Source organism: Pseudomonas sp. BT-42-2 (assembly GCF_025847435.2).
GTDB lineage: Bacteria > Pseudomonadota > Gammaproteobacteria > Pseudomonadales > Pseudomonadaceae > Aquipseudomonas > Aquipseudomonas urmiensis.
Genome location: NZ_JAOYTM010000008.1, coordinates 1 through 25,140 on the forward strand (window position 1 = coordinate 1; position 25,140 = coordinate 25,140).

The following is a 25,140-nucleotide window of genomic DNA, read 5'->3' on the forward strand; positions in this document are numbered from 1 at the left end:
TAGGTTGGGTGTGTAAGCGCTGTGAGGCGTTGAGCTAACCAATACTAATTGCCCGTGAGGCTTGACCATATAACACCCAAGCAATTTGCTAGCGCGAATTGCGGTGGTGAAGACGAAAGACCCGAAAGTTCGTACTCACAACTATCGCATATCCGAATTTGCTGGGCTGTCCATCTGGACATTCTGGCTACAGAATTTCTTGACGACCATAGAGCATTGGAACCACCTGATCCCATCCCGAACTCAGTAGTGAAACGATGCATCGCCGATGGTAGTGTGGGGTTTCCCCATGTGAGAGTAGGTCATCGTCAAGATTCATTTCGCAAAACCCCTATCTGCGCGAGCAGGTAGGGGTTTTGTCTTTCTGGCTGAAAAGAAATGTGGCTGTGTGGGTTTCAGTTCGCAGCCCATCCCCATGATATGGTTCCTCCCCAGGACCGACTGCCCTCCAGAGAGTGCCCAATGGCAAATATCCCCTTGCACCCCGGCTTTATGATCGTTCACGGCAACCGCCTGGATGACCTGCGTAGCCTGGTTGTGAGCTGGATGCGTCGTTACCCGCTCGCGCCGCTGGAGAACGAAGTCGCCTTGGTGCAGAGCAATGGCATCGCCCAATGGCTCAAGCTGGCCCTGGCCGAAGACCCTCAGGACGACGACCAAGGTGGCTGCGGCATTGCCGCTGCCATCGATGTGCAATTGCCGGGTAGCTTCATGTGGCAGCTGTACCGCAAGGTTCTGGGTCGTGATGAAATCCCCGAAGTGTCCTTGCTCGACAAGGCGCCGCTGACCTGGCGGCTGATGCGCCTGCTCCCCGAGTTGATCGAGCGCCCGCATTTCGAACCGCTGCGACGTTTTCTGACCGACGACAGCGACCTGCGCAAGCGCTATCAGCTGGCCGAGCGGCTGGCCGATCTGTTCGACCAATACCAGGTCTACCGCGCTGACTGGCTCAAGGACTGGGCTGGCGGTGAGCATGTGCTTAACAGCGCTCGCGGCGAGCGCAAGCCGTTGGCTCCCGGCAATCGCTGGCAGGCCGAGCTGTGGCGCGCATTACTCGAAGATGTCGGCCTGGAAGGCATGGCCCAGAGCCGCGCAGGGGTGCACCAACGCTTTATCGAGCGCATGCACAGCCTGGAGCAAGCGCCCAGCGGTCTCCCCGGCAGAGCGATCGTATTCGGCATCTCTTCCTTGCCCGCGCAAGCCCTCGAAGCCCTTGCTGGCCTGGCCCGTTTCAGCCAGGTGCTGTTATGCGTGCATAACCCCTGTCGCCACCATTGGGCCGATATCGTTGCCGACAAAGATCTGCTTCGGCACCAGTACAAGCGTCAACAACGCAAGCAGGGCATGCCGCTGCAATTGGACGACGACTCGCTGCACCAGCATGCCCATCCACTGCTGGCCGCCTGGGGTAAGCAGGGCCGTGACTACATCAACTTGCTCGATAGCTATGACGACCCCGCCAGCTACCAAGGGGTGTTCAGCGACGGTCGTATCGACCTGTTCAGCGACGGCCAGCCGACCAACCTGCTCAACCAGCTGCAGGACGACATCCTTGAGTTGCGGCCGTTGGCTGAGACTCGCGACGTGTGGCCGCCAGTCGATCCCAGCAAGGATCGCTCGGTACGCTTTCACGTCGCGCACAGTGCCCAGCGCGAAGTCGAAATCCTTCATGACCAACTGTTAGCCCGTTTCAGCGCCGACCCAAGCCTGCGCCCGCGCGACGTTATCGTCATGCTGCCTGCGATCGATGACTATGCCCCCCACATCCGCGCGGTGTTTGGCCAGTTGGATCGCCATGATCCGCGCTATATTCCCTTCACCCTGACCGACCAGGGCCAGCGTGGCCGTGACCCATTGCTGATTGCCCTGGAGCATTTGCTCAAGTTGCCGGAAAGCCGCTTCGCGGTAAGTGAAGTCCTCGACCTGCTTGATGTCCCTGCGCTAAGGGCTCGTTTCGCCATCCAAGAAAGTGATTTGCCAACCCTGCACCGCTGGATCGAGGGCGCCGGTATCCGTTGGGGCCTGAGTGCCGAACAGCGCGCTACCCTCGGTTTACCGCACGGCCTGGAGCAGAACAGTTGGCGCTTTGGCCTGCGGCGCATGCTGCTTGGCTACGCCGTGGGGGTGGGCGAGGGCTGTGATGGCATCGAACCTTATGACGAAATTGGCGGCCTGGACGCCGCCTTGATCGGCCCGCTAGTAGCCTTGCTCGATGCCCTCGATGTGGCCTGCCAGGCCTTGTCGCAACCCGCCACCGCAGCGCAGTGGGGCGAGCGCCTGAACGCCTTGCTGCAGGTGTTCTTCCTGGCTGAAAACGAACACGACGAGTTTCTTCTGGTCCAGCTGCAAGACCTGCAAGACACTTGGCTGCAAACCTGCGATACCGTCGGCCTGCAAGACCCCTTGCCACTGACCGTGGTGCGCGAAGCCTGGTTGTCCGGCCTCGATCAAGGCAAGCTGTCGCAGCGCTTTCTTGCAGGTTCGGTGAACTTCTGCACCCTGATGCCCATGCGTGCGATCCCCTTCCGGGTGGTCTGTCTGCTGGGCATGAACGACGGCGATTATCCGCGCGCCCAACAACCGCTGGACTTCGACCTAATGGCCAGCGACTACCGCCCAGGTGACCGTTCGCGGCGCGAGGATGACCGCTACCTGCTGCTCGAAGCACTGCTCTCGGCCCGTGACCAGCTGTACGTCAGCTGGGTCGGCCGCAGCATCCGCGACAACAGTGAGCGTCCGGCATCGGTGCTGATTGGCCAGTTGCGTGATCACCTCGCAGCAGGATGGCGACTGGCCGGAGCCAAGCAAGGGCTGCGTGACGACCCTGGCCAGCAACTGCTGCACGCGCTGACCCAGGAGCACCCCTTGCAACCCTTCAGCCAGCGCTATTTCCAGAAGGGCAGCCCGCTGTTCAGCTACGCCCATGAGTGGCAGGTACTGCACCAGGCCGACGACTCGCCGCTTCCGGCTGATCAACCATTGCCGCCGTATGTGAGTGACGAGCCACTGAACCTGGTGCAACTGCAGGACTTCTTGCGCCACCCGGTTCGGCATTTCTTCAGTCAACGCTTGAAGGTGTTCTTCGAGGCACTTGAAGCGCCGACTCCGGACGAAGAGCCTTTCGTCCTCGATGCGCTACAGCGATACGGCCTTAGCGAAACCCTGCTGGGCGCAGCGCTGGCCGATCCAGACAACGCCGAACGCGCCTTGCACACCCAGGCGCGTCGACTACAGGCATGTGGCCTGCTGCCACTGGCGGGGTTCGGCGAGATCCTCCAAGCCGAGCTGGTTCAGCCGCTGCCGGACCTGCTGCAACGCCATCGGCAACTGCTTCAGCGCTGGCCGACATTGGTCGAGGGCGCCCTGCCGATCCACTTCGAACGCGGTAGCGATCGCTTGCAGGGCTGGCTGGGCCGGGTTTATCAGTCCGAGGACCAGAGCTTGTTGAGCATCACCACCGTGCCCAACACCATCAGTGCAGGGCGCAACAACCTCAAGCGACATCGCCTGATCCCCACCTGGGTGATGCACCTGGCTGCTTGCGCTGCCGGCTACTCGCTGCACAGCGCCCTGGTTGCCAGTGACCTGACCCTGCTGCTTGAGCCGCTACCACAGGCACAGGCCGCCGACCTGCTGGGCGATCTGCTGATCTCGCGCCAAGCCGCAATGAACGCGCCGCTGCCAGTGGCGGCCAAGACCGCATTCGCCTGGCTGGCCCAGGACGATGCCGACAAAGCCTTGGCTGCCGCTGCCCGCGCCTACGAAGGCGACGGCCAGAACAGCTTTGGCGAGCGCAGCGAAAGCCTGGCCCTGGCCCGGCAGTTCCGCGACTTTGCCGCGCTTACGGCTGATGAAACCTTCGAAGGCTGGTGTGAAGCCCTGTACCGCCCCCTGTTCGCCGCGCCCTGGCAGACCTGGGGCAACCCGGAGAGTGCCGCATGACCCAGGCCCGCCCTTTGGCCTTGAGCTTTCCGCTGCATGGCAGCCAGCTGATCGAAGCCAGCGCCGGTACCGGCAAGACCTTCACCATCTCGGCGCTGTACCTGCGCCTGATCCTCGGGCATGGCGACGAGCAGGGCTTTGGCCGCGAACTGTTGCCGCCGCAGATCCTCGTGGTGACCTTCACCGACGCCGCCACTAAAGAGTTGCGCGAGCGTATCCGCACCCGCCTGGCAGAAGCTGCGCGCTTCTTCCGTGGCGAGCTGGCCGACGCCGATCCACTGCTGCAGCTACTGCGTGACGACTATCCCGAAGCGCTTTGGCCGCGCTGTGCCAGCCGCCTGGAGGTGGCCGTGCAGTGGATGGACGAGGCCGCGGTGTCGACCATTCACGGCTGGTGCCAGCGCATGCTTCGAGAGCATGCCTTCGACAGTGGCAGCCTGTTTACCCAAAGCCTGGAAACCGACCACAGCGAATTGCTCGGCCAGGTCATGCGGGATTACTGGCGCCGCTACTGCTACAGCATGCGTGGCGAAGCCCTGACCTGGGTCCGCGCTCACTGGATCAGCCCCGATGCGCTGTTGCCGCGCATTCGCCCGCTGTTCGCCCGCGCCACAGCTGAGCAGGAAGAGGTCGAGCCGCAGGCGTTGATCGAGGCCACCCTGCAGCAGCGCAGCGAGCAGCTTGGCCAACTGAAGGCGCCGTGGGCAGAGTGGGCCGAGCAGTTGCAGCAGATCTGCCGCGATGCCGTGGCAGCCAAGCACGTCGATGGCCGCAAAATGCAGGCGCGCTTCTTCGAGCCCTGGTTTGACAAGCTGCGCAGCTGGGCCACTGATGAGCAGGCGCTGGAACTGGACCTGGGCACTGGTTTCACGCGTCTCACCCCCGCGGGTATGGCCGAGGCCTGGAAGGTTGGCGAGCCGCCGCAGCACCCAGCGCTGCACGCTATGCAAAGCCTGCCTCAGCAGCTACAGGCGCTGCCTAGCCCCGATGTACGTTTGCTCGAGCACGCTGCCAACTGGGTATCTGCACGTTTCGAGGTGGAAAAACGCCGCCGCGCTGAAATGGGCTTCGACGACATGCTTCTGCGTCTGCAGCACGCCCTTGGGCAAGAGGCTGGCGAGCGCCTGGCCGGATTGATCCGCGAGCAGTTCCCGGTAGCGATGATTGACGAATTCCAGGACACCGATCCGGTCCAGTACGGCATCTTCGAGCGCATCTACCGGATCAGCGAGAATCGCACGGAAACCGGCTTGTTCATGATCGGCGACCCCAAACAGGCCATCTACGCCTTCCGCGGTGCCGACATCTTCACCTACCTCGCTGCCCGGCGCGCCACGGCAGGGCGGCTGCACAGCCTGGATACCAACTTCCGCTCCAGCCAGGCCATGGTCGGCGCGGTCAACCGCGTGTTTCTCCAGGCGGAGGCACGTGAGCAAGGGCGTGGTGCGTTCCTGTTCCGCGAGGGGCAGAACAACCCCTTGCCTTTCATTGAAGTGAACGCCAAGGGACGCGGCGAGCAGTTGCTGATCGAGGGCCAACCGACCGCTGCCTTGCACTGCTGGCGGCTGGAAAGCGAAGAGCCGGTGTCCAGCACCCTGTACCGGCAACAGTTGGCCGCCAGCTGCGCCAGCCAGATCGTCGCGCTGCTCAATGGCGGACAGCGCGGGGCAACCGGCTTCAGCAATGCTGACGGCCTGCTGCGGGCCTGCCTGCCTTCGGACATCGCCATTCTCGTGCGTGATGGCCGCGAGGCGCAGTTGATCCGCAGCGAGCTGGCTGCCCGCGATGTGCGCAGCGTGTACCTGTCGGACAAGGACTCGGTGTTCGCCGCCCAGGAGGCCCATGACCTGCTGGCCTGGCTCAAGGCCTGCGCCGAGCCGGACTCAGAGCGCTTGCTCAAGGCCGCGCTGGCGAGCCTGACCCTCGACCAGTCGCTGGCCGAGCTTGAACGCCTGAACCAGGACGAGCGGATCTGGGAAGACTGGGTCATGCGTTTTCGGCTGTACCGCGAGACCTGGCAACGCCAGGGCGTGCTGCCGATGCTGCGCCGCTTGCTGCACGACTTCAAACTGCCACGCACGCTGATCGCCCGCAGTGATGGCGAGCGGGTGCTGACCAACCTGCTGCACCTGGCCGAGCTGCTGCAACAAGCCGCTGGCGAGCTGGATGGCGAGCAGGCACTGATTCGTCATCTTGCGGAGAATCTGGCCGGTGCCGGTCAGGCTGGCGAAGAGCAAATCCTGCGTCTGGAAAGCGACGAACAGCTGGTCAAGGTGGTGACCATCCACAAGTCCAAGGGCCTTGAGTATCCGTTGGTCTTCCTACCGTTCATCTGCACCAGCAAGCCAGTCGATGGCCAGCGCCTGCCGCTGACCTGGCACGATGAACAGGGCAATGCCCACCTGACGCTGACCCCGAATGAGCAGCAGATCGCCCGCGCCGACGATGAGCGCCTGGCTGAAGACTTGCGCCTGCTTTACGTCGCCCTGACCCGCGCCCAGCATGCCTGCTGGCTCGGCGTCGCCGACCTCAAGCGTGGCAACCAGAAGCACTCGCAGCTGCATCGTTCGGCCCTGGGCTATCTGCTTGGCGGCGGTCAACCCCTGGCGGCCTCGCCGCAGCTAGCGGACTGGCTACAAGCCTTGCAAGCAGGCAGCACACATATCGCCTGCGCCAGCGTCCCTGCGCCGGATGAGGTGCGCTATCTGCTCCCTAACGATGCCCGCGAATTGATGACCGCACGCAAGCCCCGTCGCTCTGCCGCAGAGAATTGGTGGATTGCCTCCTACAGCGCCCTGCGCGTCGGCGACCAGACCCTGGGCGCCGACAGCTCGCAAGCCCAACAGTTGATGGATGATGAGCGAGTCGATGCCCAGCAACTGCGTGAAATCCCTGCCGAGAGCGGCGACATTCATCGCTTCCCGCGTGGCCCAGGCCCAGGTACCTTCCTCCATGGGCTGTTGGAGTGGGCTGGGCGTGAAGGCTTTGCCGAAATCAGCGCCAACCCCGAATTGATCGAGCGCACCGTTGGCCAGCGCTGCAATCGGCGTGACTGGACCGGCTGGATCCCCGCCTTGAGCCAATGGCTTGGGCACATGCTCAACGAGCCGCTGCCTTTACAAGCACCAGGTGCGCAGCTGACCCTCGCGCAGTTGCGCCAGTACCAGATCGAAATGGAGTTCTGGTTCGCCAGCCATCAGGTCGATGTGCTGCGCCTCGACCAGCTGGTGACCCATCACACCCACGCTGGCACCGCCCGGCCAGCGGCGCAGGCCTCCCAGCTCAATGGCATGTTCAAGGGCTTCATCGACCTGGCGTTCGAGCTGGATGGCCGCTATTACGTGACCGACTACAAGTCCAACTGGCTCGGCCCGGATACCCAGTCTTACAACGCGCTGGCGATGGAGCAGGCGATCCTCGAACACCGCTACGACCTGCAGTACGTGCTCTATTTGCTCGCCCTGCACCGGCAATTGCGCGCGCGCTTGCCCGATTACGATTACGACCGCGATGTTGGCGGTGCCTTGTTCATCTTCCTGCGCGGCGCCAACCGCGCAGGTCATGGCCTGTATTTCGCCAAGCCGCCGCGTGAGCTGATCGAGTCCCTCGACGCACTGTTCCGCGGCGCCCTTGCGCCTGAACAGCAGGACCTGTTTGCCGGAGCCGCGCCATGAGCCGACGTCTCGACGACCTATTGCCTACGCCGCTGCAAGCTGAGCAGTTAGCGGCCCTGGCGCCGCTGAGGGACAGCAAGGATCTGCTGATCTTGCTCGACCGTTGGGTTGAGCGCGGTTGGTTGCGTGCACTGGACCGGGCCTTCGTGGGCTTTCTCGAAGAGCGGGCACCTGGCAGCGATCCGCTGCTGTTGCTGGCGGCGGCCTTGGCCAGCCATCAACTGGGGCATGGGCATGTCTGCCTGGATCTGGCGCAAACCCTGGCCGAACCGGATTTCGCCTTGTCCCTGCCGCCAGAAGGTGACGCCCTGACGGGGCCACTGCTACTGCCCTCGCAACTGCTGGCCAACCTTGATCAAGACACCTGGCGCCAACGCATCGCGGCCAGTTCACTGGTCGCTGCGGGTAACACGCCCGAGCAGCGCTCGCGGCCTTTGGTGCTAAGCGGCCTGCGCTTGTATCTGCGGCGCTACTGGAGCTATGAGCGCCAGATCGACGATGCGCTACGCCAGCGGTTGGCGGCGGATGAGTCGATTCCGGCGGATCTGCCTGCGCGTCTTGCCCAACTGTTCGAAGGTGGCACGCCGGCCGGCCAGGTGGATTGGCAGAAACTGGCCTGCGCCTTGGCGACCCGCGCCGCGTTCAGCATCATCACCGGCGGCCCAGGCACCGGCAAGACCACCACCGTGGTACGCCTGCTGGCGCTGCTGCAAGCCCCAGCGGTGGAGCAGGGCCGGCCCCTGCGGATTCGCCTGGCCGCGCCCACTGGCAAGGCCGCGGCGCGTCTGACCGAATCGATTGGCCAGCAGGTCGAGCGCTTGCAGGTGAGCGCTGAGATTCGTGCGCAGATCCCCACCGACGTCAGTACCGTTCACCGCCTGCTGGGGAGTCGCCCCGGCTCGCGGCACTTTCGCCACCATGCGGCCAACCCGTTGCCGCTGGATGTGCTGGTGATCGATGAAGCGTCGATGATCGACCTGGAAATGATGGCGGTGCTGCTCGACGCTCTGCCGCCCAAGGCACGGCTAGTGCTGCTAGGGGACAAGGACCAATTAGCCTCGGTGGAAGCCGGGGCGGTACTCGGTGATTTATGCCGGGATGCCGAGGACGGCTGTTACTCATCGGCGACCCAGGCTTGGTTGGAGCAGGTCGGTGGCCAGGCGCTGGGCGCTAGCGGCCTCAAGACCGGCGATGCTCAGCGCAACCCGCTGGCCCAGCAGGTGGTGATGCTGCGTCACTCGCGGCGTTTTGGCGAAGGCAGCGGTATCGGCCAGCTGGCACGCCTGGTCAATCGCCAGCAGGCACAAGAGGCGCGCGAGTTGCTGACGCACACACTTGCCGATGTCCATGGCCTTTCATTGCAGGGCGAGCATGACCGCCGGTTTGACCGGCTACTGCTCGACGGTCTGGGCAACGACGGGCCACAAGGCTATCGCCATTACCTGCGCACCATCGGCCGCCAGCGACCGCAACCCGGCACGCCGCTCACAGATCCTCGTTGGGAGGTGTGGGCGAGCCAGGTCCTGCAAAGTTTTGAAGACTTTCAGCTGCTTTGCGCAGTGCGCAAGGGGCCTTGGGGTGTGCAAGGGTTGAACGAGCGCGTGAGCCGAGTGCTGCACAACGCCGGGCTGATCGACAGCCAACAGCCCTGGTACGAAGGCCGTCCGGTCTTGGTAACCCGCAACGACTATGGCTTGGGGCTGATGAACGGCGATATCGGCATCGCCCTGCGCTTGCCTGACGAGCAGGGCGTATCGCTGCTACGTGTAGCCTTCCCGCGCAACGACGGCAGTGGCGGTGTGCGTTTCGTCCTGCCCAGCCGGCTCAATGAAGTGGAAACGGTGTTTGCCATGACGGTGCACAAGTCCCAAGGCTCGGAGTTCAGCCATACCGCGTTGGTACTGCCCGATGCGCTCAATCCGGTGCTGACCAAAGAGCTTGTGTATACCGGCATTACCCGGGCCAAACACTGTTTCAGCCTGATCGAGCCACGCGCAGGTATCTTCGAAGAAGCGGTCAAGCGCAAGGTGCGGCGGATTTCCGGGCTGATGCTGGAGCAGGTCTGAGGCGCTGGGGTTGGGACGGACGTACACGCTGTCTGGCGGCGATATGCTATCTTTGCGGCATTATCTGACCTGATTTTGAGAGTTTTCCCACATGATGGTGGCTGTCTCGCCCTGGGGTCGAGTAATTGGCTGTGCCTTATCGCTGCTGTTGGCGGCCTTGATGCTTTTCGCCAGCCCCAGCCAGGCAGACACTGGCGCGACCACCGCCCAAGTGCAACAACGGGCCAAGGCTGTTACCCAGGTGGTGCTGGGCATTTTCAGCTATGCCCGTTGGCCGACAGAGCCTGTGCCGTTGCGGCTGTGCCTGGTCGGGCCTACCGAATACGCCGACGACCTGATCAAGGGCAACGTGCAGAACTCTGGCCAGCCCCTGCAAGTCCGCCGCCTGTTGGCCAACGACCGGCGCATCGCCGGGGCTTGCGATGCGGTGTATATCGGCAAGCTCGACCAGGGCGAGCGCGATCATCTGTTTCAGGCCCTCAGCGGCCAACCGGTACTGAGCATCAGCGAGGCCGATGACCCGTGCACGGTCGGCAGCTTGTTCTGCCTGCGAGTGGGCGACCGGCAGGTGACCTTCGAGGTGAACCTGGACTCGGTAGCGCGTAGTGGCGTACGCATTCACCCCAGCGTGTTGCAGCTGTCCCGTCGGCGAGCGGCGCAGCCATGATTGCCTCAGCCAAAAGGGTTATCCGCCCGACTCTGCGCGCCGTGCTCGGTCGTGGACATCTCAGCGCCGCGCTGTTGGCGGTAGGACTGGCGGGTGTTTCGGTAACTTTGCTAGGCGTTTTGGCACTGCGCGTCTATGCCGACCACAACCTGCACCTGATCGCCCGCTCGATCAACTACACCGTGGAAGCCGCAGTGGTGTTCGACGACCGCGCCGCAGCCAACGAGGCGCTAGTGACGATCGCCGGCACCGAAGAGGTCGCCGATGCCAAGGTGTTCAACAACGATGGTGAGGAGTTGGCCCACTGGCAGCGTGAGGATGACGGCGTGCTCGCGCCGCTTGAAGCCATGGTTGCCAGCACCTTGCTCGAGCAGCCGATCAATCTGCCGATCATGCATCAGCAGCAAAAGGTCGGGCATATCGAGCTGATCGGCCAGGGCCGCAGCCTGCTGCGTTTCCTGCTCAGTGGTCTGGCTGGGGTGGTGCTGTGCACCATGCTCAGCGCGCTGGTTGCCAGCTACCTGTCGCGGCGCTTGCTCGGCGACATCATCCGCCCGTTGCGCAGCCTGGCTAGCGTGGCCCATGCCGCACGTCGCGAGCGCAGCTTCGACCGGCGCGTCCCCGAGGCGCAGATTGCTGAGCTGAACGAGCTGGGCAACGACTTCAACGCCTTGCTCGACGAGCTGGAAACTTGGCAGAGCCATTTGCAGAGCGAGAACGAGACCTTGGCCCATCTGGCCAGCCACGACAGCTTGACCGGCCTGCCCAACCGCGCCTTCTTCGAAGGCCGGGTCAGCCGTAGCCTGCGCAACGCGGCCCGGGAGCAGGAGCATCTGGCGCTGCTGTTCCTCGACAGCGATCACTTCAAGCAGATCAACGACAGCCTCGGCCACGCGGTGGGCGATGAAGTGCTGATCAGTGTGGCCAACCGGATCCGCGCGCAGCTGCGCGAGCACGATCTGGTCGCGCGGCTCGGTGGCGATGAGTTCGCGGTGCTGCTGACCCCGCTGCACTCGCGCGAAGATGCCGAGCGCATCGCGGAAAAAATAGTCACCAGCATGAAGCTGCCCATTCAACTCGACGATGGCGACAGCCTCACCACCTCGCTCAGCGTAGGCATCGCCTACTACCCGGACGATGGCCAAGACCCGGCCAGTCTGCTCAACGCCGCCGACGCGGCGATGTACCAGGCCAAGCGCAAGCGCCGTGGCCATTGGCAAGTGGCGCATACGGAACGTGGCGCTGCTGACGTGAAAAAAAGGAGCTAGCCGTGATTCACCCGTTTTCCCAACTGCGTTTTCCTTTGCTGACCATGCTGCTGGCGCTCTTGACCCTGGTTGGTTGCCAGAGCGTGCCCCAGGGCCTGACGGCCGAGCAGGTGGCCGTGCTCAAGCGCGAGGGGTTCGCCCCGACCGAGGAGGGCTGGGCGTTCGATCTGTCTGGCAAAGTGCTGTTCGGCAGTGACCTGGACAGCCTCAATAGGCAGAGTCAGGACATCGTCGAACGCATTGGCAAGGCCTTGTTGAGCGTCGATATCCAGCGCGTGCGCGTTGACGGTCACACCGATGCATCGGGCAAGGCCGCCTACAACCAGCAACTGTCCGAGCGCCGTGCGCAGAGCGTGGCCAAGACTTTGGTGGGCATCGGCATGCAGCCACAGAACATCCAGACCCGGGGTCTGGGTAGTAGCCAGCCGGTGGCGGATAACAGCACCAGCAGTGGGCGGACCGAGAACCGGCGGGTGTCGATCGTGGTGGCGTCTGATTGAGTCAAGTTGTCGCTTAAATCATTGGGGCCCGCTTTGCGGCCCTTCGCGGCGGTTCGGCGCCCCGACTAGCCCGCTCCCACAGGGATAGCATTGACTCTTGGCTCAGCGCTGTTCCTGTGGGAGCGGGCTAGTCGGGGCGCCGAACCGAACCGAAGGGCTGCGAAGAGCCCCAGAATCTTAAGTGCAAAGCAGTGGAATATTCACTCGCGAGCGAAACGCATCTCACGCGTTTCGCCCATCAACAACGGCGCATTCGCCTCGGTCACGTTGCGGATGTAATCCCACAGTAAGGTGATGCGCTTGAGCTTGCGCAGGTCCTCCCGGCAATACATCCAAAACTGCCGGGTAATGTCCACTTCCCCAGGCAAAACGGTAATCAAACGCGGATCCTGCGCCGCCAGGAAGCACGGCAGAATCGCCAGCCCACGCCCTTGCAGCGCTGCCGTGTACTGGGCGATGACACTGGTGCTGCGCAAATGCGCATGGGCGTTGGGGATCAAGTTGGCCAGGTACAACAGCTCCGAGCTGAAGGCCAGATCGTCGACGTAGCTGATGAACGGATGAGCGGCCAGGTCGCTGACTTGGCGGATCGGCTCGTGGCTGTCGAGGTAGTCCTGCGTTGCATAGAGCCGCAAGCGGTAGTCACACAACTTGCAGCACACGTATGGCCCATGCTCGGGCCGCTCCAGGGCGATGACAATGTCCGCCTCGCGCTTGGACAGGCTGATGAAATGCGGCAACGGCAGGATATCCACTGAGATCGCCGGCCACGCATCGACGAAGTGGCTCAGCTGCGGGGTAACGAAAAAGCTGCCGAAGCCCTCGGTGCAGCCCATGCGCACATGCCCGGACAACGCCACGCCCGACCCTGATACTTGCTCGCACGCCATGTGCAGCGTGCTTTCGATCGACTCGGCATAGCCCAGCAAGCGCTGGCCCTCGGCCGTCAGGACGAAGCCGTTGGTCCGCGACTTTTCGAACAGCAAGGTGGCCAACGCGCCCTCCAGCGAGCTGATCCGGCGCGACACCGTGGTGTAGTCGACGCTCAAGCGTTTGGCCGCGCTGCTGGCCTTGCGGGTGCGCGCCACTTCAAGAAAGAACTTCAGGTCGTCCCAGTTCAGCGACCCGAGGGAGGTGAGGTCTTTTTGCATGATGATCCGGTTTTTTTGTGCGTTCTTGTTGGATGTTTGCACATCTATACTCGAAATCAGCGCCTAGACGCCACCTCGCGTTGGCGATCTCGTCCCACAATAATTCCAAGGAGAGCGCAGATGAACGCACCTCAAACCCCCACCCAGGCCACAGTCGAGCAGGTCAAGCTGCTGATCGACGGGCAATGGGTCGAATCTAAAACCAGCGAGTGGCGCGATATCGTCAACCCGGCCACCCAGCAAGTGCTGGCGCGTGTGCCGTTCGCCACCGTGGAGGAAGTCGACGCCGCCGTAGCCGCTGCCCAGCGCGCTTTCGTCAGCTGGCGCGACACCCCGATCGGCGCACGCATGCGCATCATGCTCAAGCTGCAAGCGCTGATCCGCGAACACACCAAGCGCATCGCGCAAACCCTCAGCGCCGAGCAGGGCAAGACCCTGGCTGACGCTGAGGGCGATATCTTCCGTGGCCTGGAAGTGGTCGAGCACGCCGCGTCCATCGGCACCCTGCAAATGGGCGAGTTCGCCGAGAACGTCGCAGGTGGCGTCGATACCTACACCCTGCGCCAGCCGATCGGTGTATGCGCCGGTATTACGCCATTCAACTTCCCGGCGATGATTCCGCTGTGGATGTTCCCGATGGCTATCGTGTGTGGCAACACCTTCGTCCTCAAGCCCTCCGAGCAGGACCCGCTGTCGACCATGCTGCTGGTCGAGCTGGCGCTGGAGGCGGGAATTCCGGCCGGTGTGCTGAACGTGGTGCATGGCGGCAAGCAGGTGGTCGATGCGATCTGCACGCACAAGGACATCAAGGCGATCTCGTTCGTCGGCTCCACCGAAGTCGGCACCCACGTGTACAACCTGGGCAGCCAGCACGGCAAGCGCGTGCAATCGATGATGGGCGCCAAGAACCACGCCGTGGTACTGCCGGACGCCAACCGCACGCAAACTGTCAACGCCCTGGTGGGAGCTGCCTTTGGCGCCGCTGGCCAGCGCTGCATGGCGACCTCGGTGGCCGTGCTGGTCGGCAAGGCCCGTGAATGGCTGCCAGACATCAAGGCTGCGGCGAGCCAGCTCAAGGTCAACGCCGGGTGCGAGCCGGGCACCGATGTCGGCCCGGTGGTTTCCAAGCGCGCCAAGGAACGTGTGCTGGGCCTGATCGAGAGCGGTATCAAGGAAGGTGCCAAGCTTGAGCTGGACGGCCGTGGCGTGACGGTGCCGGGCTATGAACAAGGCAACTTCGTCGGCCCAACCCTGTTCTCCGGGGTGACTACCGACATGCAGGTCTACACCCAGGAAATCTTTGGCCCGGTGCTGGTGACCCTGGAGGTCGATACCCTCGATGAGGCTATCGCCCTGGTCAACGCCAACCCGTTCGGCAATGGCACTGGCCTGTTCACCCAGAGCGGCGCTGCGGCGCGCAAATTCCAGAGCGAGATCGACATCGGCCAGGTCGGTATCAACATCCCGATTCCGGTGCCCGTACCGTACTTCAGCTTCACCGGATCGCGTGGCTCCAAGCTCGGCGACCTCGGTCCGTACGGCAAGCAGGTGGTGCAGTTCTACACGCAGACCAAGACGGTCACCGCACGCTGGTTCGACGACGACAGCGTCAACGACGGCGTGAACACCACCATCAGCCTGCGCTAAGGAGGCCCCATGCGCATTGCATTCATCGGTCTGGGCAACATGGGCGCGCCTATGGCGCGCAACCTGATCAAGGCCGGCCATCAGCTGAACCTGTTCGATTTGAACAAGACCGTGCTGGCTGAGCTTGCCGAACTGGGCGGGCAGATCAGCGCCTCGCCCAAGGACGCTGCCGCCGCCAGCGAGCTGGTCATCACCATGCTCCCGGCTGCCGCCCATGTGCGCAGCGTGTATTTGAACGAAGACGGGGTATTGGCCGGGGTAAAACCGGGCACGCCGACAGTCGATTGCAGCACCATCGATCCGCAGACCGCGCGTGATGTGTCCAAGGCGGCCGCCGCCAAGGGCGTGGACATGGGCGATGCGCCGGTATCAGGCGGCACCGGTGGCGCAGCAGCAGGCACCCTGACCTTCATGGTCGGCGCCAGTGCCGAGCTGTTCGCCACGCTGGAGCCGGTGCTCAAGCAGATGGGGCGCAATATCGTCCATTGCGGCGAGGTGGGTACCGGGCAGATCGCCAAGATCTGCAACAACCTGCTGCTGGGCATCTCGATGATCGGCGTGTCCGAGGCCATGGCCTTGGGCAACGCGCTGGGGATCGATACCAAGGTGCTGGCCGGCATCATCAACAGCTCGACTGGGCGTTGCTGGAGTTCGGATACCTATAACCCGTGGCCGGGGGTGATCGACAGTGCCCCGGCGGCCCGTGGCTATACCGGCGGCTTTGGCGCTGAGTTGATGCTCAAGGACCTGGGGCTGGCCACCGAGGCGGCGCGTCAGGCGCACCAGCCGGTAATTCTCGGTGCGGTGGCACAGCAGCTGTACCAGGCCATGAGCCTGCGCGGTGAAGGCGGCAAAGACTTCTCGGCCATCGTCGAGGGTTATCGCAAGAAAGACTGAGCAACGAGGTGGGCTTCATCTTGTTCGCGGCTCGAACGGCTCTCCCCCTGTAACTGCGCACCTGGGGGAGGGGCGTTTGAGCTGCGATTTTTTTCGCTTGGTTGAGCAGCTTGGGAGCGCTAATCAGGCGAAGACGAAGTATTTGCGTACCGTCTCGACCACTTCCCAGGTGCCCTTCATCCCGGGTTCGATGACAAATACATCACCCGCTTTCAGGTGCTTTGGCTCTTCACCTTCGGGGGTGATGATGCAGTAGCCGTCGAGGAAGTGGCAGAACTCCCATTTGTCGTAATTGACCTCGAACTTGCCCGGGGTGCAGATCCAGGTGCCCATGATCTTGCTGCCGTCAGCCGACAGGTAGGCGTTGAGGTTGACGGTGTGCGGATCGCCGCCAATGCGCTTCCACTTGGTGGCGTCGACCACTGGAGTCGGGCAGGTTTCGCGCAGGACGGTGATGAAATCGGACATGGCAGGTTTCCTGTTGGTGGGTTCGAAGACTCATCACCATAGGGCTATCGACCTCGGCCCAGTTGCCTGGGCTCGACGTCCACCTGCCTGGTCGCGCTATGCCTGGCTGATCAGGCCCACCAGTAGCGCACGAAGTGAAAGAACACCGGCGCTGCGAAGCACACCGAATCCATCCGGTCGAGCATGCCGCCATGGCCTTCGATCATGTGGCCCCAGTCTTTCACTCCGCGATCACGCTTGATCGCCGACATCACCAGGCCGCCGAAGAAGCCCATGGCATTGACCGTCAGTGCCATCAGCGCCGCCTGCCAGAAGCTGAACGGGGTGATCCAGCACAGCGCTGCGCCGACCAGGGTGGCCAGGGCCACGCCGCCGAGCAGGCCTTCAAGGGTCTTGGACGGCGACAGGTTGGGCGCCACCTTGCGCTTGCCGAACAATTTGCCGCACACGTACTGCAGCACGTCGCTGATCTGCACCACCAGGATCAGCCAGGCGATCAGCAGCAGGTTGCGGCCTTCGAAACCAGGGATGTCCAGGGTCAACAGCGCAGGCACCGAGGACAGGCAGTAGACCGCGATCATCAGCCCCCACTGCACCTTCGAGGCGCGCTCGAGAAAGCGCGTGGTATCGCCGCCGAAGCTGGCCAGGATCGGCAGGAACAGGAACAGATAGACCGGAATGAAAATGCTGAACAGCCCATACCAGTCCATCGCGATCAGCAGGTACTGCACCGGCAGTGCCACGTAGAACGCCGCCACCAAGGCCGGGTAGTCGCCGCGTCGAGTTGGGGTCAGGGTCATGAACTCGCGCAGGGCATAGAACGACACGCAGTAGAACAGCACGATGACGCCGTACTTGCCGAACAGGAAGGCGATGCCGATCACCAGCACCATCACCCACCAGGCGTTGATCCGCGCGTTGAGGTTGTCGATGACTGCGTGCGGCGCCGGGCCTGCGCGCCACTTGAGCAGGCGGCCGATGACGCTGGCGAGCAGCAGCAGCGCGCCGATACCGGCGAACAGGGCATAGGTGTTGTGGTCCATCTCAGGCTTCCTTGGGGGCCAGGTTCAGCAGAGCCTGGCGGGCCCGCTCGAGAAATGCGTGCTTGCCTTCAGCGGCGTCCAGGTGCAATGGCTCGCCAAAGCTCAGGGTGCACAACAGTGGCAGCGGCAGGGCGCGGCCCTTGGGCATGACCCGGTTGAGATTGGCGATCCACACTGGCACCAGTTCGATGCTGGGATTGCCGGCGGCGAGGTGGAACAGGCCGCTTTTGAACGGCAGCAGCGGCTCATCACTGAGGTTGCGCGTGCCCTCGGGGAAAAAGATCAGCGAATCACCGGCGGCCAGGGCGTCCAGCACCGGCTGCAAGGGATTGTCGTGCGGCTCGCTCTGCTGGCGATCGATCAGCACGCCATTGAACACCTTGCGAATGACGAAATCGCGCAGCCCAGGCTTGGCCCAGTAGTCGGCGCCAGCCACTGGCCGGGTTCGCTGGCGCAAAGGGGCGGGCAGCGAAGCCCACAGCAGGACGAAGTCGCCATGGCTGCTGTGGTTGGCAAAGTACAGGCGTTGCACCGGTTGTGGTGTGCAACCCAGCCACAGGGCACGGGCGCCGGTGATCAGGCGGGCGGCGGAGGTGATGGCAAAGGCAGTCAGGGCGGCGAGCATGGCACGGTTCTTATCCGATAAAGGGGAGTGTCAGCAGGGTAGTCAGTACCAGCGCGACCTGCAGGCCCAGGCATAGCGCCTGACGGCGCAACAGGGCGAGCGCGGCCTGGCTGCGACTGGGCCAGTCGCGCGGGTCGCTGGCGTTAGCTTTCAAGTTGAGGTCGAACAGGGCGCGGTCGAGTTGTTGGGTGGCCGTCGTCAGGTCGGTGCTGTTGGCGAGGTGGGCGAATAGCTCGGCGTCCAGTGCCACACGGATCGCCCAGTACTTATGCAGCAGGCCCAGGCAAACCAGCAGGATGCACAGCGCACTGGCCAGTGCCGGCAACGCCAGCCCCAGCAGCGGCGCCAGGGCATAGGCCAAGGCCAGCAGGCTGATGCCGTCAGAGACGCGCTCCAATTGCCGGCCCCGGGCGAGCAGGGTGGCGACCAGATGCAGGTTCATGCTTGGGCTCCTAGCTGTTGCAACGCCAAGCGATGGCCGGGGGGCAACACCACGCCTGGACGGGCCTGGCGGATTAGTGCTTCAGCCTCGCTGATATCCGCGCAGCGGCCGCTGTGCAGTAACCAGGCGGCCACGGTGCTGGCGCTGCGTGAATAGCCCAAGGCGCAGCAGACCAGTACGGGGCCCTGGTCATGGAGCTGTTCGATGGTCTGGGCGGCCTGGCGCAGGAGGGCGGCGTCGGGGATGACCAAATCCAGGGTAGGCAAGCTTTTGTAGCTCGGCTGAGAGGTCGTTGTTGCCTGTGCCGGTCCCTTCGCGGGCAAGCCCGCTCCCACAGAGGTCTCGGTGGATGCGGCGGCCACTGTAGGAGCGGGCTTGCCCGCGAAGGGGCCGGCACAGGCAACTACAGCTCTGCAGGGTAGCTCTGCACACAGATCCACAATCGCCACGAACCCATTGGCCTCCCCCCGCCCCGGAATGCGCCCCAGGTAAACCCCATCACACACCTCATCGGCCTGCGGATGGCGCCGTGTCCACAACCTGGAGTTGAGCCACGCCCCCAACAGATAGGGCGCCAGCAACCAACCCGCTGCTACCGACAGCCGCCCATCGGCGCCTTTCTGAAATCCGCCAGCCCCCAGCAGCGCGTAGTTCAAGGCCACCAGCAACAGCGATACGGCCGGCCACAGCAACCACAGCCAAGCACCGCCCATCGTCAACCCTGGCCAAGCGCACAGCGCCGCGCCCAGGGCATAGCGCAAGGCCAGCCGCCAGCGTTTGCGATCACCTGCAAGGCGGGCCTGCAGCAGCGGTAATCTGCCCTCGCCGGGCCACAACCAGACGCATAGAAAACCAACCAATGCCCCTGTGGGTAAGTCGATGAAGTGGTGCTGCCAGGTAGTCAGCACCGATACCCCGATCAGCCCCATCCAGCCATGCAGCACGATGCGCCCGATTGGATTGCGTACATGCCGGGCGAACATCGTCCAGATGATCACCAGCAGCGCGATGTGCAACGAGGGCGCTTGGTTGAAAGGTTTGTCGAAGCCCATCAACACATCGAACAGCCAGCCAAACAGGCCGCCCAACTCCGGCCGCTCGAAGGTGAAACGCAGCGGCCAGAGCAGGAAACTTGCGACGCAGATCAACTGCGCGGTTAGCAGCGCCAGGGCATGCCGGTCCATTTCGCGGCGACTGCGCGGCAACAAAAACGACAGCCCGTAAAGCAGGTCGATCGACCAATAGGGAATGATCGTCCACGGCCACAATGGCATCAGCGTTTCCCAGGCGAACACCAGGCTGCCGACATCGTCTCGGGTTGCGGTGTAGGTGTTGGCCAGGCCATAGCTGAGGAAGAAAAACGGGGCGAGCAGCAATAGCCACAACACGCCACGACGAATCAGCCCGGGCTCGCGACTCATCAATTGACCCGCTGCGCCAGGCTGACACTGAAGATGCCCCACTCATCGATGCGCTGGGTGATCTTGCGAAAGCCTGCCGCCGCCACCAATTGGTCCATCTCCGCCTGGCTGCGTCGACGCATCACCCAGGCCTGGCCGCCACGGTGGCTGGTCAGGGCGCGGGCGATCATCTCCAGTTGCGGGTGCCAGGGTTGCCCGGTGTAGACCAGATATCCGCCCGGCTCGACCGCATCGGCCAGGCCTGACAGGGAGTTGCCAACTAGCTGGTTGCTGGCGAACAGCTCATACAGCCCGGACACCACCGCCAACGTCGGGCGAGGGTCGAGCGCCGCCAGGCTCTGGCGGTCGAAGGCATCGCCCTGGACAAAACGAGCAATCTCGCCGAGGCCTTTTTCGGCGATCAATGCTGTGCCTTGCTCGACATTCAGCTCGCTGTAGTCGCGCAGCAGGATCGAGTCTGGCAGTTGCTCCAGCTCCTGCAGGGCTTCGAGGATGTAGCGACCGTGGCCGGCGGCGATGTCGACGATGTTCACCGGCTTACCCTGTTCATGCAGGAGGCCAATGGCTTGGCGCAGCAGCTCTTCGACATGCAGCTTGCGTTGGCGAATGCCACGCCAGCCGATGGCATCGAGGTAGTTACGGTCGATCAGCTCGCCCAGCTTGCCCTTGCCGGTGGCTTGGTTGCGGTAGACGTAATCAAGCGTGCTGCCGGAGTCGAAGCCGGTGTCGAAGCCCAGCTTCACCCCTTCGGACAAGCCCTTGCCCAGACGCAGGCCAGCGCGGGTAGCGCGCCAGTACAGATCGCGAGGCGAGTTGCGCGGCAATGGCGCCGCCAGGCTTTCGGCTTCGGCGCAGCTGGCGCCAGTCTTGTCGGCATCGAGCAACGAGGGCGCCGCCACTGGCGAGGCAAAGCAGTGCCCGACGAAGCGGCTGATCCGCGCCAGGGCATGGGCGCGATCCCGCTCGCCGAGGGTGTCATGGAAAAAGCCGGGCAGCACATGCAGCTCTTTACGCGCGCTGCCCAGGCGTTGGAAGAACAGCTCTTGAGGCTTGCGCTCAACCACCAGATCAGCGCCGGAGACCAGCAGCTGGGTCGGTAGTTGGATCGCCTGGGCGTCGGCCACCACGCGGTCGGCCGCCTCATAGAGACCCAGCAGCATGGTCACTGAGATCGGCCGGCTGATCAGTGGGTCGGCCACATACGAGGCGACTCGCTGCGGGTCGTGGGTGAGCAGGCGTGGCTTGACGTAGCTGTTGACGAAGAAGTTGCCGCGCAGCGCTTTCAGCAGTTTCAGGCCAGGCCGGGCGAAGGGCACGTAGAGCTTGACCTTGAACGCTGGCGAGGCGAGCACCAGGCAGCGGACCTTGGGTGCGTAGTCGTGGGCCCAGGTGGCGATCAGGACTGCCCCGACACTCTGCGCCAGCACCACCATGTCTTGCTCTTCGATGCCGTGGCTGGCGTGAATATGCTCGATGAAGGTCTGCACGTCGCGCACGCTGCAGGCAAAGCCCGGGCTGTCGCCACGCGCCCCAGGCGACTGGCCGTGGCCACGGGCGTCCCAGGCGAAGAAGTCGTAGCCCGGCATGTCCAGCTCATCGACCAGGTGGGCCAGGCGCCCACCGTGTTCGTGGCCGCGATGGAACATCACCACGGCGCGTCGTGGCTGATGCTCGTTACGGGTGGCGGGCCAGTAACGGTAATGCAGCTCGACGCCGTCATGGGTAGTGAAGTGCAGCGATTGCGCTTGGCGCATGGCGAAAATCCTTGTCCGGCAGCAATGAGGGCAGCGAGGGGGCTCAGCGGGCTTCAGCCAACCCGCGACATACCCGGTTGTAGAGGGTATAGAGCGACAGCAGCGCAATGACCAGCAGCAGGCCGTTGATCCAGGTCGGGCTGAGCAGGCCGAAGGCCACCCCAGCCCCCAAAACGCCGAAGGCAAACGCCCGATCGCTCTTGCCCATCGGCCCGTCATAGCGCCGCGAAGCGCCGGCCAGCGGCCCCATCACCCCGGCGTATTCGCAGATCAGCGCGCTGATCACCACCAGCACCACCAGGGTTGGCGACACGCCAGCCAACAGCGCGAAGGGCAGGTACAGGGCGGCATCGGCGATCACGTCGCTGAGCTCGTTGAGGTAGGCGCCGAGCTTGGATTGCTGGCCGAACTCACGGGCGAGCATGCCGTCCACGGCGTTCAGTGCCATGCGCAGCAGCATCCATAGCGGAATCAGGACGAATAACCAGGTGACGTGGGCGAGCCAGGCCAACAGCACGCCCAGCAACACTGAGACCAGTGCAGCACTGACGGTGACCTGGTTGGCTGTGACGCCGCGCTCGTACAGGCGCTGGACCGAAGGGCGCAGCAAGGCCTGAAAGCGCGGTTTAAGTTGATAGATGGAGGGCACTTGAAATTCCTTTTCGGGGTGCTCATCGAAGACGCAGCAGTAGGGATTGTGAGAAATCGGCCTATTAACAGCAAGTTTGATTTTTCTTACAAGCCCTGAGGTATAGAGCTATGGGTAATGCCGAGCCCGCCGCTCGTCGTCTTGAGTATGCATGGTGTGTACTGCGCTTTGTTCTTGTTAATTTAGGTGTGTACCATACACACTAACTGCCCAAGGAAGAATCAATGCGCAGTAGGGATGTGATCGAACTTATTGAGGCGCACGGGTGGTAATCAGGTCGAGGTGAAGGGCAGTCATCATCAATTCAGACACCCCGTGAAGCGAGGCAGGGTTACGGTTCCCCATCCTAAAAGTGAGCTACCCAAAGGCACAGTGCACAGCATCTTGAAACAAGCAGGTTTGAAGTAGGGGCAGGTCCAAGGTCTGCAGGCTCGAAAATTTACGGAGAGGCGCAATGAAATTTCCGGTTGTGATGCACAAAGACGTTGAGTCGGACTACGGTGTGATCGTGCCCGATGTACCTGGCTGTTTTTCAGCGGGTGCGAGCGTTGCACAAGCGCTGGAGAATGTTCAGGAGGCCCTCGCACTGCATTTTGAAGGGCTGGTGGCCGATGGGGAGGCATTACCGCAAGCGCAGGAAATCGATGTACATGTCGCAAATCCAGATTATGCCGGCGGGGTGTGGGCGGTAGTGGATTTCGATGTCACACCGTATCTCGGTAGGGCTGTACGGTTTAACGCCACGTTGCCGGAAAACCTCTTGCAGCGTATTGATGAGAAAGTAAAACGTGATCATCGCTATGCTTCACGGTCTGGCTTTTTGGCTTCGGCCGCATTGCGCGAGCTGGCACTGGCCCATTGATTTGCAACGATTGCAACGCTGCTTACCGCTTCACCAGGCGTTCAACCAGCTTTGTGGCAAACCCCGGTAAGGCAGCGAAATCTCGCGCGCACAGCTGCAACCGGCGATTGGCCCAATCTTCGCCTAGCGCCACCCAGCTAAGTGGCAATACGGCCTCCCAGCGGCGCACCGAAGCCAGCGGTACCACGCTCACCCCCGCGCCCCCAGCGACCATTCGAATGACCCCGTCGAAGCCCTCCGCGCGGACGCGTACCTGCATGCGCAGGCCCTGACGCAGGGCCTGCTCCTCCAGGTGCAAGGCCAACGCGCTTTGGCTGCCAAGGGCCACATGGCCGTGGGCGAGGCTGTCGCTGAAGCGGGGAGCGTGCTGCTCGGCCAGGGGATGCCCGAGCGGCATGATCAACACCAGCGGGTCATCGCGAAAAGGGCGGGTTTGCAGATGCGCGCAGGGCGCGGCGGTGGAGACGATACCCAGCTCGGCCATACCCTGAGTGATCGCCTGGACGATGCGCAGGCTAGGCAGCTCCTGGACATCGACACTGACAGCGGGGTAGTCCGCCAGGTAGGCGGCAAGCAGTTCGGGCAGGTACTCGGTGAGCGCTGCGGTATTGCACAGCAGGCGCACCTGGCCTTGCTGGCCTTGAGCGTATAGCGCCAGGTCGTATTGCAGGCGCTCGACCTGCTGGGCGATCAGCCGCGCATGCTGGAACAAGGCCTGGCCCGCTGGGGTCGGTTGCACGCCACGGCGGTTGCGCTCGAGCAGGGCGATACCGAGCGACGCCTCCATCGCTCGAATGCGCGCGCTCGCCGCAGGCAGCGACAGGTGGCTGCGCTGCGCGCCAGCGGTGATATTGCCGCACTCCAAGGTGTGCTGGAACAGCTTGAGGTCAGTCAGATCGAAATGCATGTGCCTCTGTCCTGGCAAGAGCCTGGCTGAGTATATGGCAGATTCTCAGGTATTGGCCGAGGCGTCAGTATCAGCCCATGGATAAATTACTCACGTTCTACACCGACATAGGCCCGGCACTGTCGCTGTTGGTGCTGGTGACTTTTCTGCTGGCTGGTATGGTGAAGGGCGTGATCGGCCTTGGCTTGCCAACGGTCGCCATGGGCCTGCTGGGTCTGGCTATGCCACCGGCGCAGGCTGCGGCGCTGTTGATTGTGCCGTCGACCCTGACCAATCTCTGGCAGTTGACAACCGGCGGGCACCTGCGGGCGCTATCACGGCGGCTGGCGGGCATGCTGCTGATGATCGTGTTGGGCACGCTGCTGGGTAGTGCCTGGTTGGGCATAAACAGTGGGCCGTGGGCGGCGCATGCCTTGGGTGGGGCGTTGCTGGTGTATGCGCTGTATGGCCTGGTTGGGCCGGGCTTTCGCATCGCAGCGCCACGGCAGCGCTGGCTGGGGCCACTGTGTGGGCTGCTGACCGGTGTGCTGACGGCCGCCACCGGTGTCTTCGTCATGCCCGCAGTGCCGTATCTGCAAGGCCTGGGCTTGTCGCGAGAAGAAATGATCCAGGCCCTGGGCCTGTCGTTCAGCGTCTCGACCCTCGCCCTGGCAGTTGGCCTGAGCGGTCAGGATGCCCTGGGTGGGCAGGCGTTGGGCGCTTCGCTGGTGATGCTGGCGCCCGCCTTGCTGGGTATGTTCGCTGGCCAGTGGCTGCGCCAGCGGATCAGCGCCCAGCTATTCAGGCGCTGTTTTTTCATTGGCCTGTCAGTGCTGGGCGGGCATCTGCTGGTTAACGGCTAGCCGACGACGGGCTGAGCATTTCGATCATTTGGATATCGAAGTCGCGTTCCAGGTAGTCCATGCGCTGGGCGAAGAACTGCTGCATGTGCGGCAGCGCCGAGTGCACATCCAGCGCAGCCTTGTCGGCCCATACCTCGAAGAACACGAACAAGCTCGGGTCTTGCTGGTCACGCAGCATGTGGTACTCGATGCAGCCAGGCTCCTGGCGGCTCGGTTCGACATAGCCACGGAACAATTGTTCGAAGGCTTCGGCCATCTCTGGGCGGGTCTTGGCTTTAAGGATAAAGGCGTACTGCTCACTCATGGGTTGGGCCT

The 25,140-nt window shown here is 63.2% G+C and carries 20 protein-coding genes, 1 rRNA gene and 1 pseudogene; 12 read left to right on the forward strand and 10 right to left on the reverse strand.

The annotated features are described in order from the left end of the window. The first annotated feature begins 198 nt into the window (after positions 1–198). The 7 genes from rrf (at position 199) to OIU19_RS08505 (ending at position 12,117) form a co-directional block, all read left to right on the forward strand. Positions 199–314, forward strand: a 5S ribosomal RNA gene (gene rrf, locus OIU19_RS08475). Positions 315–462: 148 nt separating this feature from the next. Then, a complete protein-coding gene (gene recC / locus OIU19_RS08480) occupies positions 463–3,942 on the forward strand; it encodes an exodeoxyribonuclease V subunit gamma (RefSeq protein WP_264234655.1) in 3,480 nt (1,159 codons plus the stop codon). Then, a complete protein-coding gene (gene recB, locus OIU19_RS08485; RefSeq protein WP_264234656.1) occupies positions 3,939–7,616 on the forward strand; it encodes an exodeoxyribonuclease V subunit beta in 3,678 nt (1,225 codons plus the stop codon). The genes recC and recB overlap by 4 nt, the downstream gene beginning before the upstream one ends. After that, complete coding sequence (gene recD / locus OIU19_RS08490; protein WP_264234657.1) at positions 7,613–9,682, forward strand: exodeoxyribonuclease V subunit alpha; 2,070 nt, start codon at positions 7,613–7,615, stop codon at positions 9,680–9,682. The genes recB and recD overlap by 4 nt, the downstream gene beginning before the upstream one ends. Before the next feature lie 91 nt (positions 9,683–9,773). Next, positions 9,774–10,349: a YfiR family protein gene (locus OIU19_RS08495; RefSeq protein ID WP_264234658.1), complete on the forward strand. Its 576-nt coding sequence runs from the start codon at positions 9,774–9,776 to the stop codon at positions 10,347–10,349. Next, a complete protein-coding gene (locus OIU19_RS08500) occupies positions 10,346–11,617 on the forward strand; it encodes a diguanylate cyclase domain-containing protein (RefSeq protein ID WP_264234659.1) in 1,272 nt (423 codons plus the stop codon). Before OIU19_RS08495 ends, OIU19_RS08500 begins: the two co-directional genes overlap by 4 nt. Positions 11,618–11,661: 44 nt before the next feature. Beyond that, the gene (locus OIU19_RS08505; protein ID WP_264234894.1) at positions 11,662–12,117 is read left to right on the forward strand and encodes an OmpA family protein; all 456 of its coding nucleotides are present in this window, start codon (positions 11,662–11,664) and stop codon (positions 12,115–12,117) included. 200 nt (positions 12,118–12,317) lie between these two features. On the opposite strand, the gene OIU19_RS08510 is transcribed toward OIU19_RS08505, so the two are convergent. Continuing rightward, complete coding sequence (locus tag OIU19_RS08510; RefSeq protein ID WP_264234660.1) at positions 12,318–13,268, reverse strand: LysR family transcriptional regulator; 951 nt, start codon at positions 13,266–13,268, stop codon at positions 12,318–12,320. A gap of 120 nt (positions 13,269–13,388) precedes the next feature. On the opposite strand from OIU19_RS08510, the gene OIU19_RS08515 reads away from it, so the two are divergent. Both OIU19_RS08515 and mmsB read left to right on the forward strand, forming a co-directional pair. After that, the gene (locus OIU19_RS08515; RefSeq protein ID WP_264234661.1) at positions 13,389–14,915 is read left to right on the forward strand and encodes a CoA-acylating methylmalonate-semialdehyde dehydrogenase; all 1,527 of its coding nucleotides are present in this window, start codon (positions 13,389–13,391) and stop codon (positions 14,913–14,915) included. Between the two features lie 9 nt (positions 14,916–14,924). After that, positions 14,925–15,812: a 3-hydroxyisobutyrate dehydrogenase gene (mmsB, locus tag OIU19_RS08520; RefSeq protein ID WP_186554285.1), complete on the forward strand. Its 888-nt coding sequence runs from the start codon at positions 14,925–14,927 to the stop codon at positions 15,810–15,812. Between the two features lie 123 nt (positions 15,813–15,935). Here mmsB and OIU19_RS08525 read toward each other — a convergent pair whose 3' ends face one another. The 7 genes from OIU19_RS08525 to OIU19_RS08555 all read right to left on the reverse strand — a co-directional run bounded on the left by OIU19_RS08525 (position 15,936) and on the right by OIU19_RS08555 (position 22,214). Next, positions 15,936–16,280 carry a cupin domain-containing protein gene (locus tag OIU19_RS08525; protein WP_003251579.1) on the reverse strand — a complete coding sequence of 115 codons (345 nt, stop codon included), beginning with the start codon at positions 16,278–16,280 and terminating at the stop codon, positions 15,936–15,938. Positions 16,281–16,390: 110 nt separating this feature from the next. After that, positions 16,391–17,323 carry a phosphatidate cytidylyltransferase gene (locus OIU19_RS08530; protein WP_186554284.1) on the reverse strand — a complete coding sequence of 311 codons (933 nt, stop codon included), beginning with the start codon at positions 17,321–17,323 and terminating at the stop codon, positions 16,391–16,393. A 1-nt stretch (position 17,324) separates the two neighbouring features. After that, complete coding sequence (locus OIU19_RS08535) at positions 17,325–17,948, reverse strand: lysophospholipid acyltransferase family protein (protein ID WP_264234662.1); 624 nt, start codon at positions 17,946–17,948, stop codon at positions 17,325–17,327. A gap of 10 nt (positions 17,949–17,958) precedes the next feature. Further along, positions 17,959–18,390, reverse strand: a complete 432-nt coding sequence (locus tag OIU19_RS08540; protein ID WP_264234663.1) for a hypothetical protein — start codon at positions 18,388–18,390, stop codon at positions 17,959–17,961. Next, positions 18,387–19,811, reverse strand: a complete 1,425-nt coding sequence (locus OIU19_RS08545; protein WP_264234664.1) for a dual specificity protein phosphatase family protein — start codon at positions 19,809–19,811, stop codon at positions 18,387–18,389. The genes OIU19_RS08540 and OIU19_RS08545 overlap by 4 nt, the downstream gene beginning before the upstream one ends. Continuing rightward, positions 19,811–21,565: a bifunctional alpha/beta hydrolase/class I SAM-dependent methyltransferase gene (locus OIU19_RS08550; protein ID WP_264234665.1), complete on the reverse strand. Its 1,755-nt coding sequence runs from the start codon at positions 21,563–21,565 to the stop codon at positions 19,811–19,813. Before OIU19_RS08550 ends, OIU19_RS08545 begins: the two co-directional genes overlap by 1 nt. A 43-nt stretch (positions 21,566–21,608) precedes the next feature. Further along, positions 21,609–22,214, reverse strand: coding sequence for a CDP-alcohol phosphatidyltransferase family protein (locus OIU19_RS08555; RefSeq protein WP_264234666.1), 606 nt, complete (start codon positions 22,212–22,214; stop codon positions 21,609–21,611). A gap of 224 nt (positions 22,215–22,438) precedes the next feature. Here OIU19_RS08555 and OIU19_RS08560 point away from each other — a divergent pair. Together OIU19_RS08560 and OIU19_RS08565 are read left to right on the forward strand one after the other, a co-directional pair. Continuing rightward, positions 22,439–22,622 (forward strand): annotated as a pseudogene (locus OIU19_RS08560) (type II toxin-antitoxin system HicA family toxin). Between the two features lie 46 nt (positions 22,623–22,668). Beyond that, positions 22,669–23,076: a type II toxin-antitoxin system HicB family antitoxin gene (locus OIU19_RS08565; RefSeq protein ID WP_186554277.1), complete on the forward strand. Its 408-nt coding sequence runs from the start codon at positions 22,669–22,671 to the stop codon at positions 23,074–23,076. Between the two features lie 22 nt (positions 23,077–23,098). Here OIU19_RS08565 and OIU19_RS08570 read toward each other — a convergent pair whose 3' ends face one another. Beyond that, positions 23,099–23,983 (reverse strand): LysR substrate-binding domain-containing protein, encoded by an 885-nt coding sequence (locus OIU19_RS08570; protein WP_264234667.1) that lies wholly within the window; start codon positions 23,981–23,983, stop codon positions 23,099–23,101. Positions 23,984–24,060: 77 nt separating this feature from the next. Here OIU19_RS08570 and OIU19_RS08575 point away from each other — a divergent pair, with 77 nt between their 5' ends. Beyond that, positions 24,061–24,825: a sulfite exporter TauE/SafE family protein gene (locus tag OIU19_RS08575; protein ID WP_264234668.1), complete on the forward strand. Its 765-nt coding sequence runs from the start codon at positions 24,061–24,063 to the stop codon at positions 24,823–24,825. On the opposite strand, the gene OIU19_RS08580 is transcribed toward OIU19_RS08575, so the two are convergent. Then, the gene (locus OIU19_RS08580) at positions 24,815–25,129 is read right to left on the reverse strand and encodes a putative quinol monooxygenase (protein WP_264234669.1); all 315 of its coding nucleotides are present in this window, start codon (positions 25,127–25,129) and stop codon (positions 24,815–24,817) included. The genes OIU19_RS08575 and OIU19_RS08580 overlap by 11 nt on opposite strands. Positions 25,130–25,140: the final 11 nt, after the last annotated feature.

Excerpts from the sequence above, each read along its gene's own strand:
- recC (WP_264234655.1), top strand. The coding sequence starts at position 463 with ATGGCAAATATCCCCTTGCACCCCGGCTTTATGATCGTTCACGGCAAC.
- recB (WP_264234656.1), top strand. The coding sequence starts at position 3,939 with ATGACCCAGGCCCGCCCTTTGGCCTTGAGCTTTCCGCTGCATGGCAGC.
- recD (WP_264234657.1), top strand. The coding sequence starts at position 7,613 with ATGAGCCGACGTCTCGACGACCTATTGCCTACGCCGCTGCAAGCTGAG.
- OIU19_RS08495 (WP_264234658.1), top strand. The coding sequence starts at position 9,774 with ATGATGGTGGCTGTCTCGCCCTGGGGTCGAGTAATTGGCTGTGCCTTA.
- OIU19_RS08500 (WP_264234659.1), top strand. The coding sequence starts at position 10,346 with ATGATTGCCTCAGCCAAAAGGGTTATCCGCCCGACTCTGCGCGCCGTG.
- OIU19_RS08505 (WP_264234894.1), top strand. The coding sequence starts at position 11,662 with ATGCTGCTGGCGCTCTTGACCCTGGTTGGTTGCCAGAGCGTGCCCCAG.
- OIU19_RS08510 (WP_264234660.1), bottom strand. The coding sequence starts at position 13,268 with ATGCAAAAAGACCTCACCTCCCTCGGGTCGCTGAACTGGGACGACCTG.
- OIU19_RS08515 (WP_264234661.1), top strand. The coding sequence starts at position 13,389 with ATGAACGCACCTCAAACCCCCACCCAGGCCACAGTCGAGCAGGTCAAG.
- mmsB (WP_186554285.1), top strand. The coding sequence starts at position 14,925 with ATGCGCATTGCATTCATCGGTCTGGGCAACATGGGCGCGCCTATGGCG.
- OIU19_RS08525 (WP_003251579.1), bottom strand. The coding sequence starts at position 16,280 with ATGTCCGATTTCATCACCGTCCTGCGCGAAACCTGCCCGACTCCAGTG.
- OIU19_RS08530 (WP_186554284.1), bottom strand. The coding sequence starts at position 17,323 with ATGGACCACAACACCTATGCCCTGTTCGCCGGTATCGGCGCGCTGCTG.
- OIU19_RS08535 (WP_264234662.1), bottom strand. The coding sequence starts at position 17,948 with ATGCTCGCCGCCCTGACTGCCTTTGCCATCACCTCCGCCGCCCGCCTG.
- OIU19_RS08540 (WP_264234663.1), bottom strand. The coding sequence starts at position 18,390 with ATGAACCTGCATCTGGTCGCCACCCTGCTCGCCCGGGGCCGGCAATTG.
- OIU19_RS08545 (WP_264234664.1), bottom strand. The coding sequence starts at position 19,811 with ATGAGTCGCGAGCCCGGGCTGATTCGTCGTGGCGTGTTGTGGCTATTG.
- OIU19_RS08550 (WP_264234665.1), bottom strand. The coding sequence starts at position 21,565 with ATGCGCCAAGCGCAATCGCTGCACTTCACTACCCATGACGGCGTCGAG.
- OIU19_RS08565 (WP_186554277.1), top strand. The coding sequence starts at position 22,669 with ATGAAATTTCCGGTTGTGATGCACAAAGACGTTGAGTCGGACTACGGT.
- OIU19_RS08570 (WP_264234667.1), bottom strand. The coding sequence starts at position 23,983 with ATGCATTTCGATCTGACTGACCTCAAGCTGTTCCAGCACACCTTGGAG.
- OIU19_RS08575 (WP_264234668.1), top strand. The coding sequence starts at position 24,061 with ATGGATAAATTACTCACGTTCTACACCGACATAGGCCCGGCACTGTCG.
- OIU19_RS08580 (WP_264234669.1), bottom strand. The coding sequence starts at position 25,129 with ATGAGTGAGCAGTACGCCTTTATCCTTAAAGCCAAGACCCGCCCAGAG.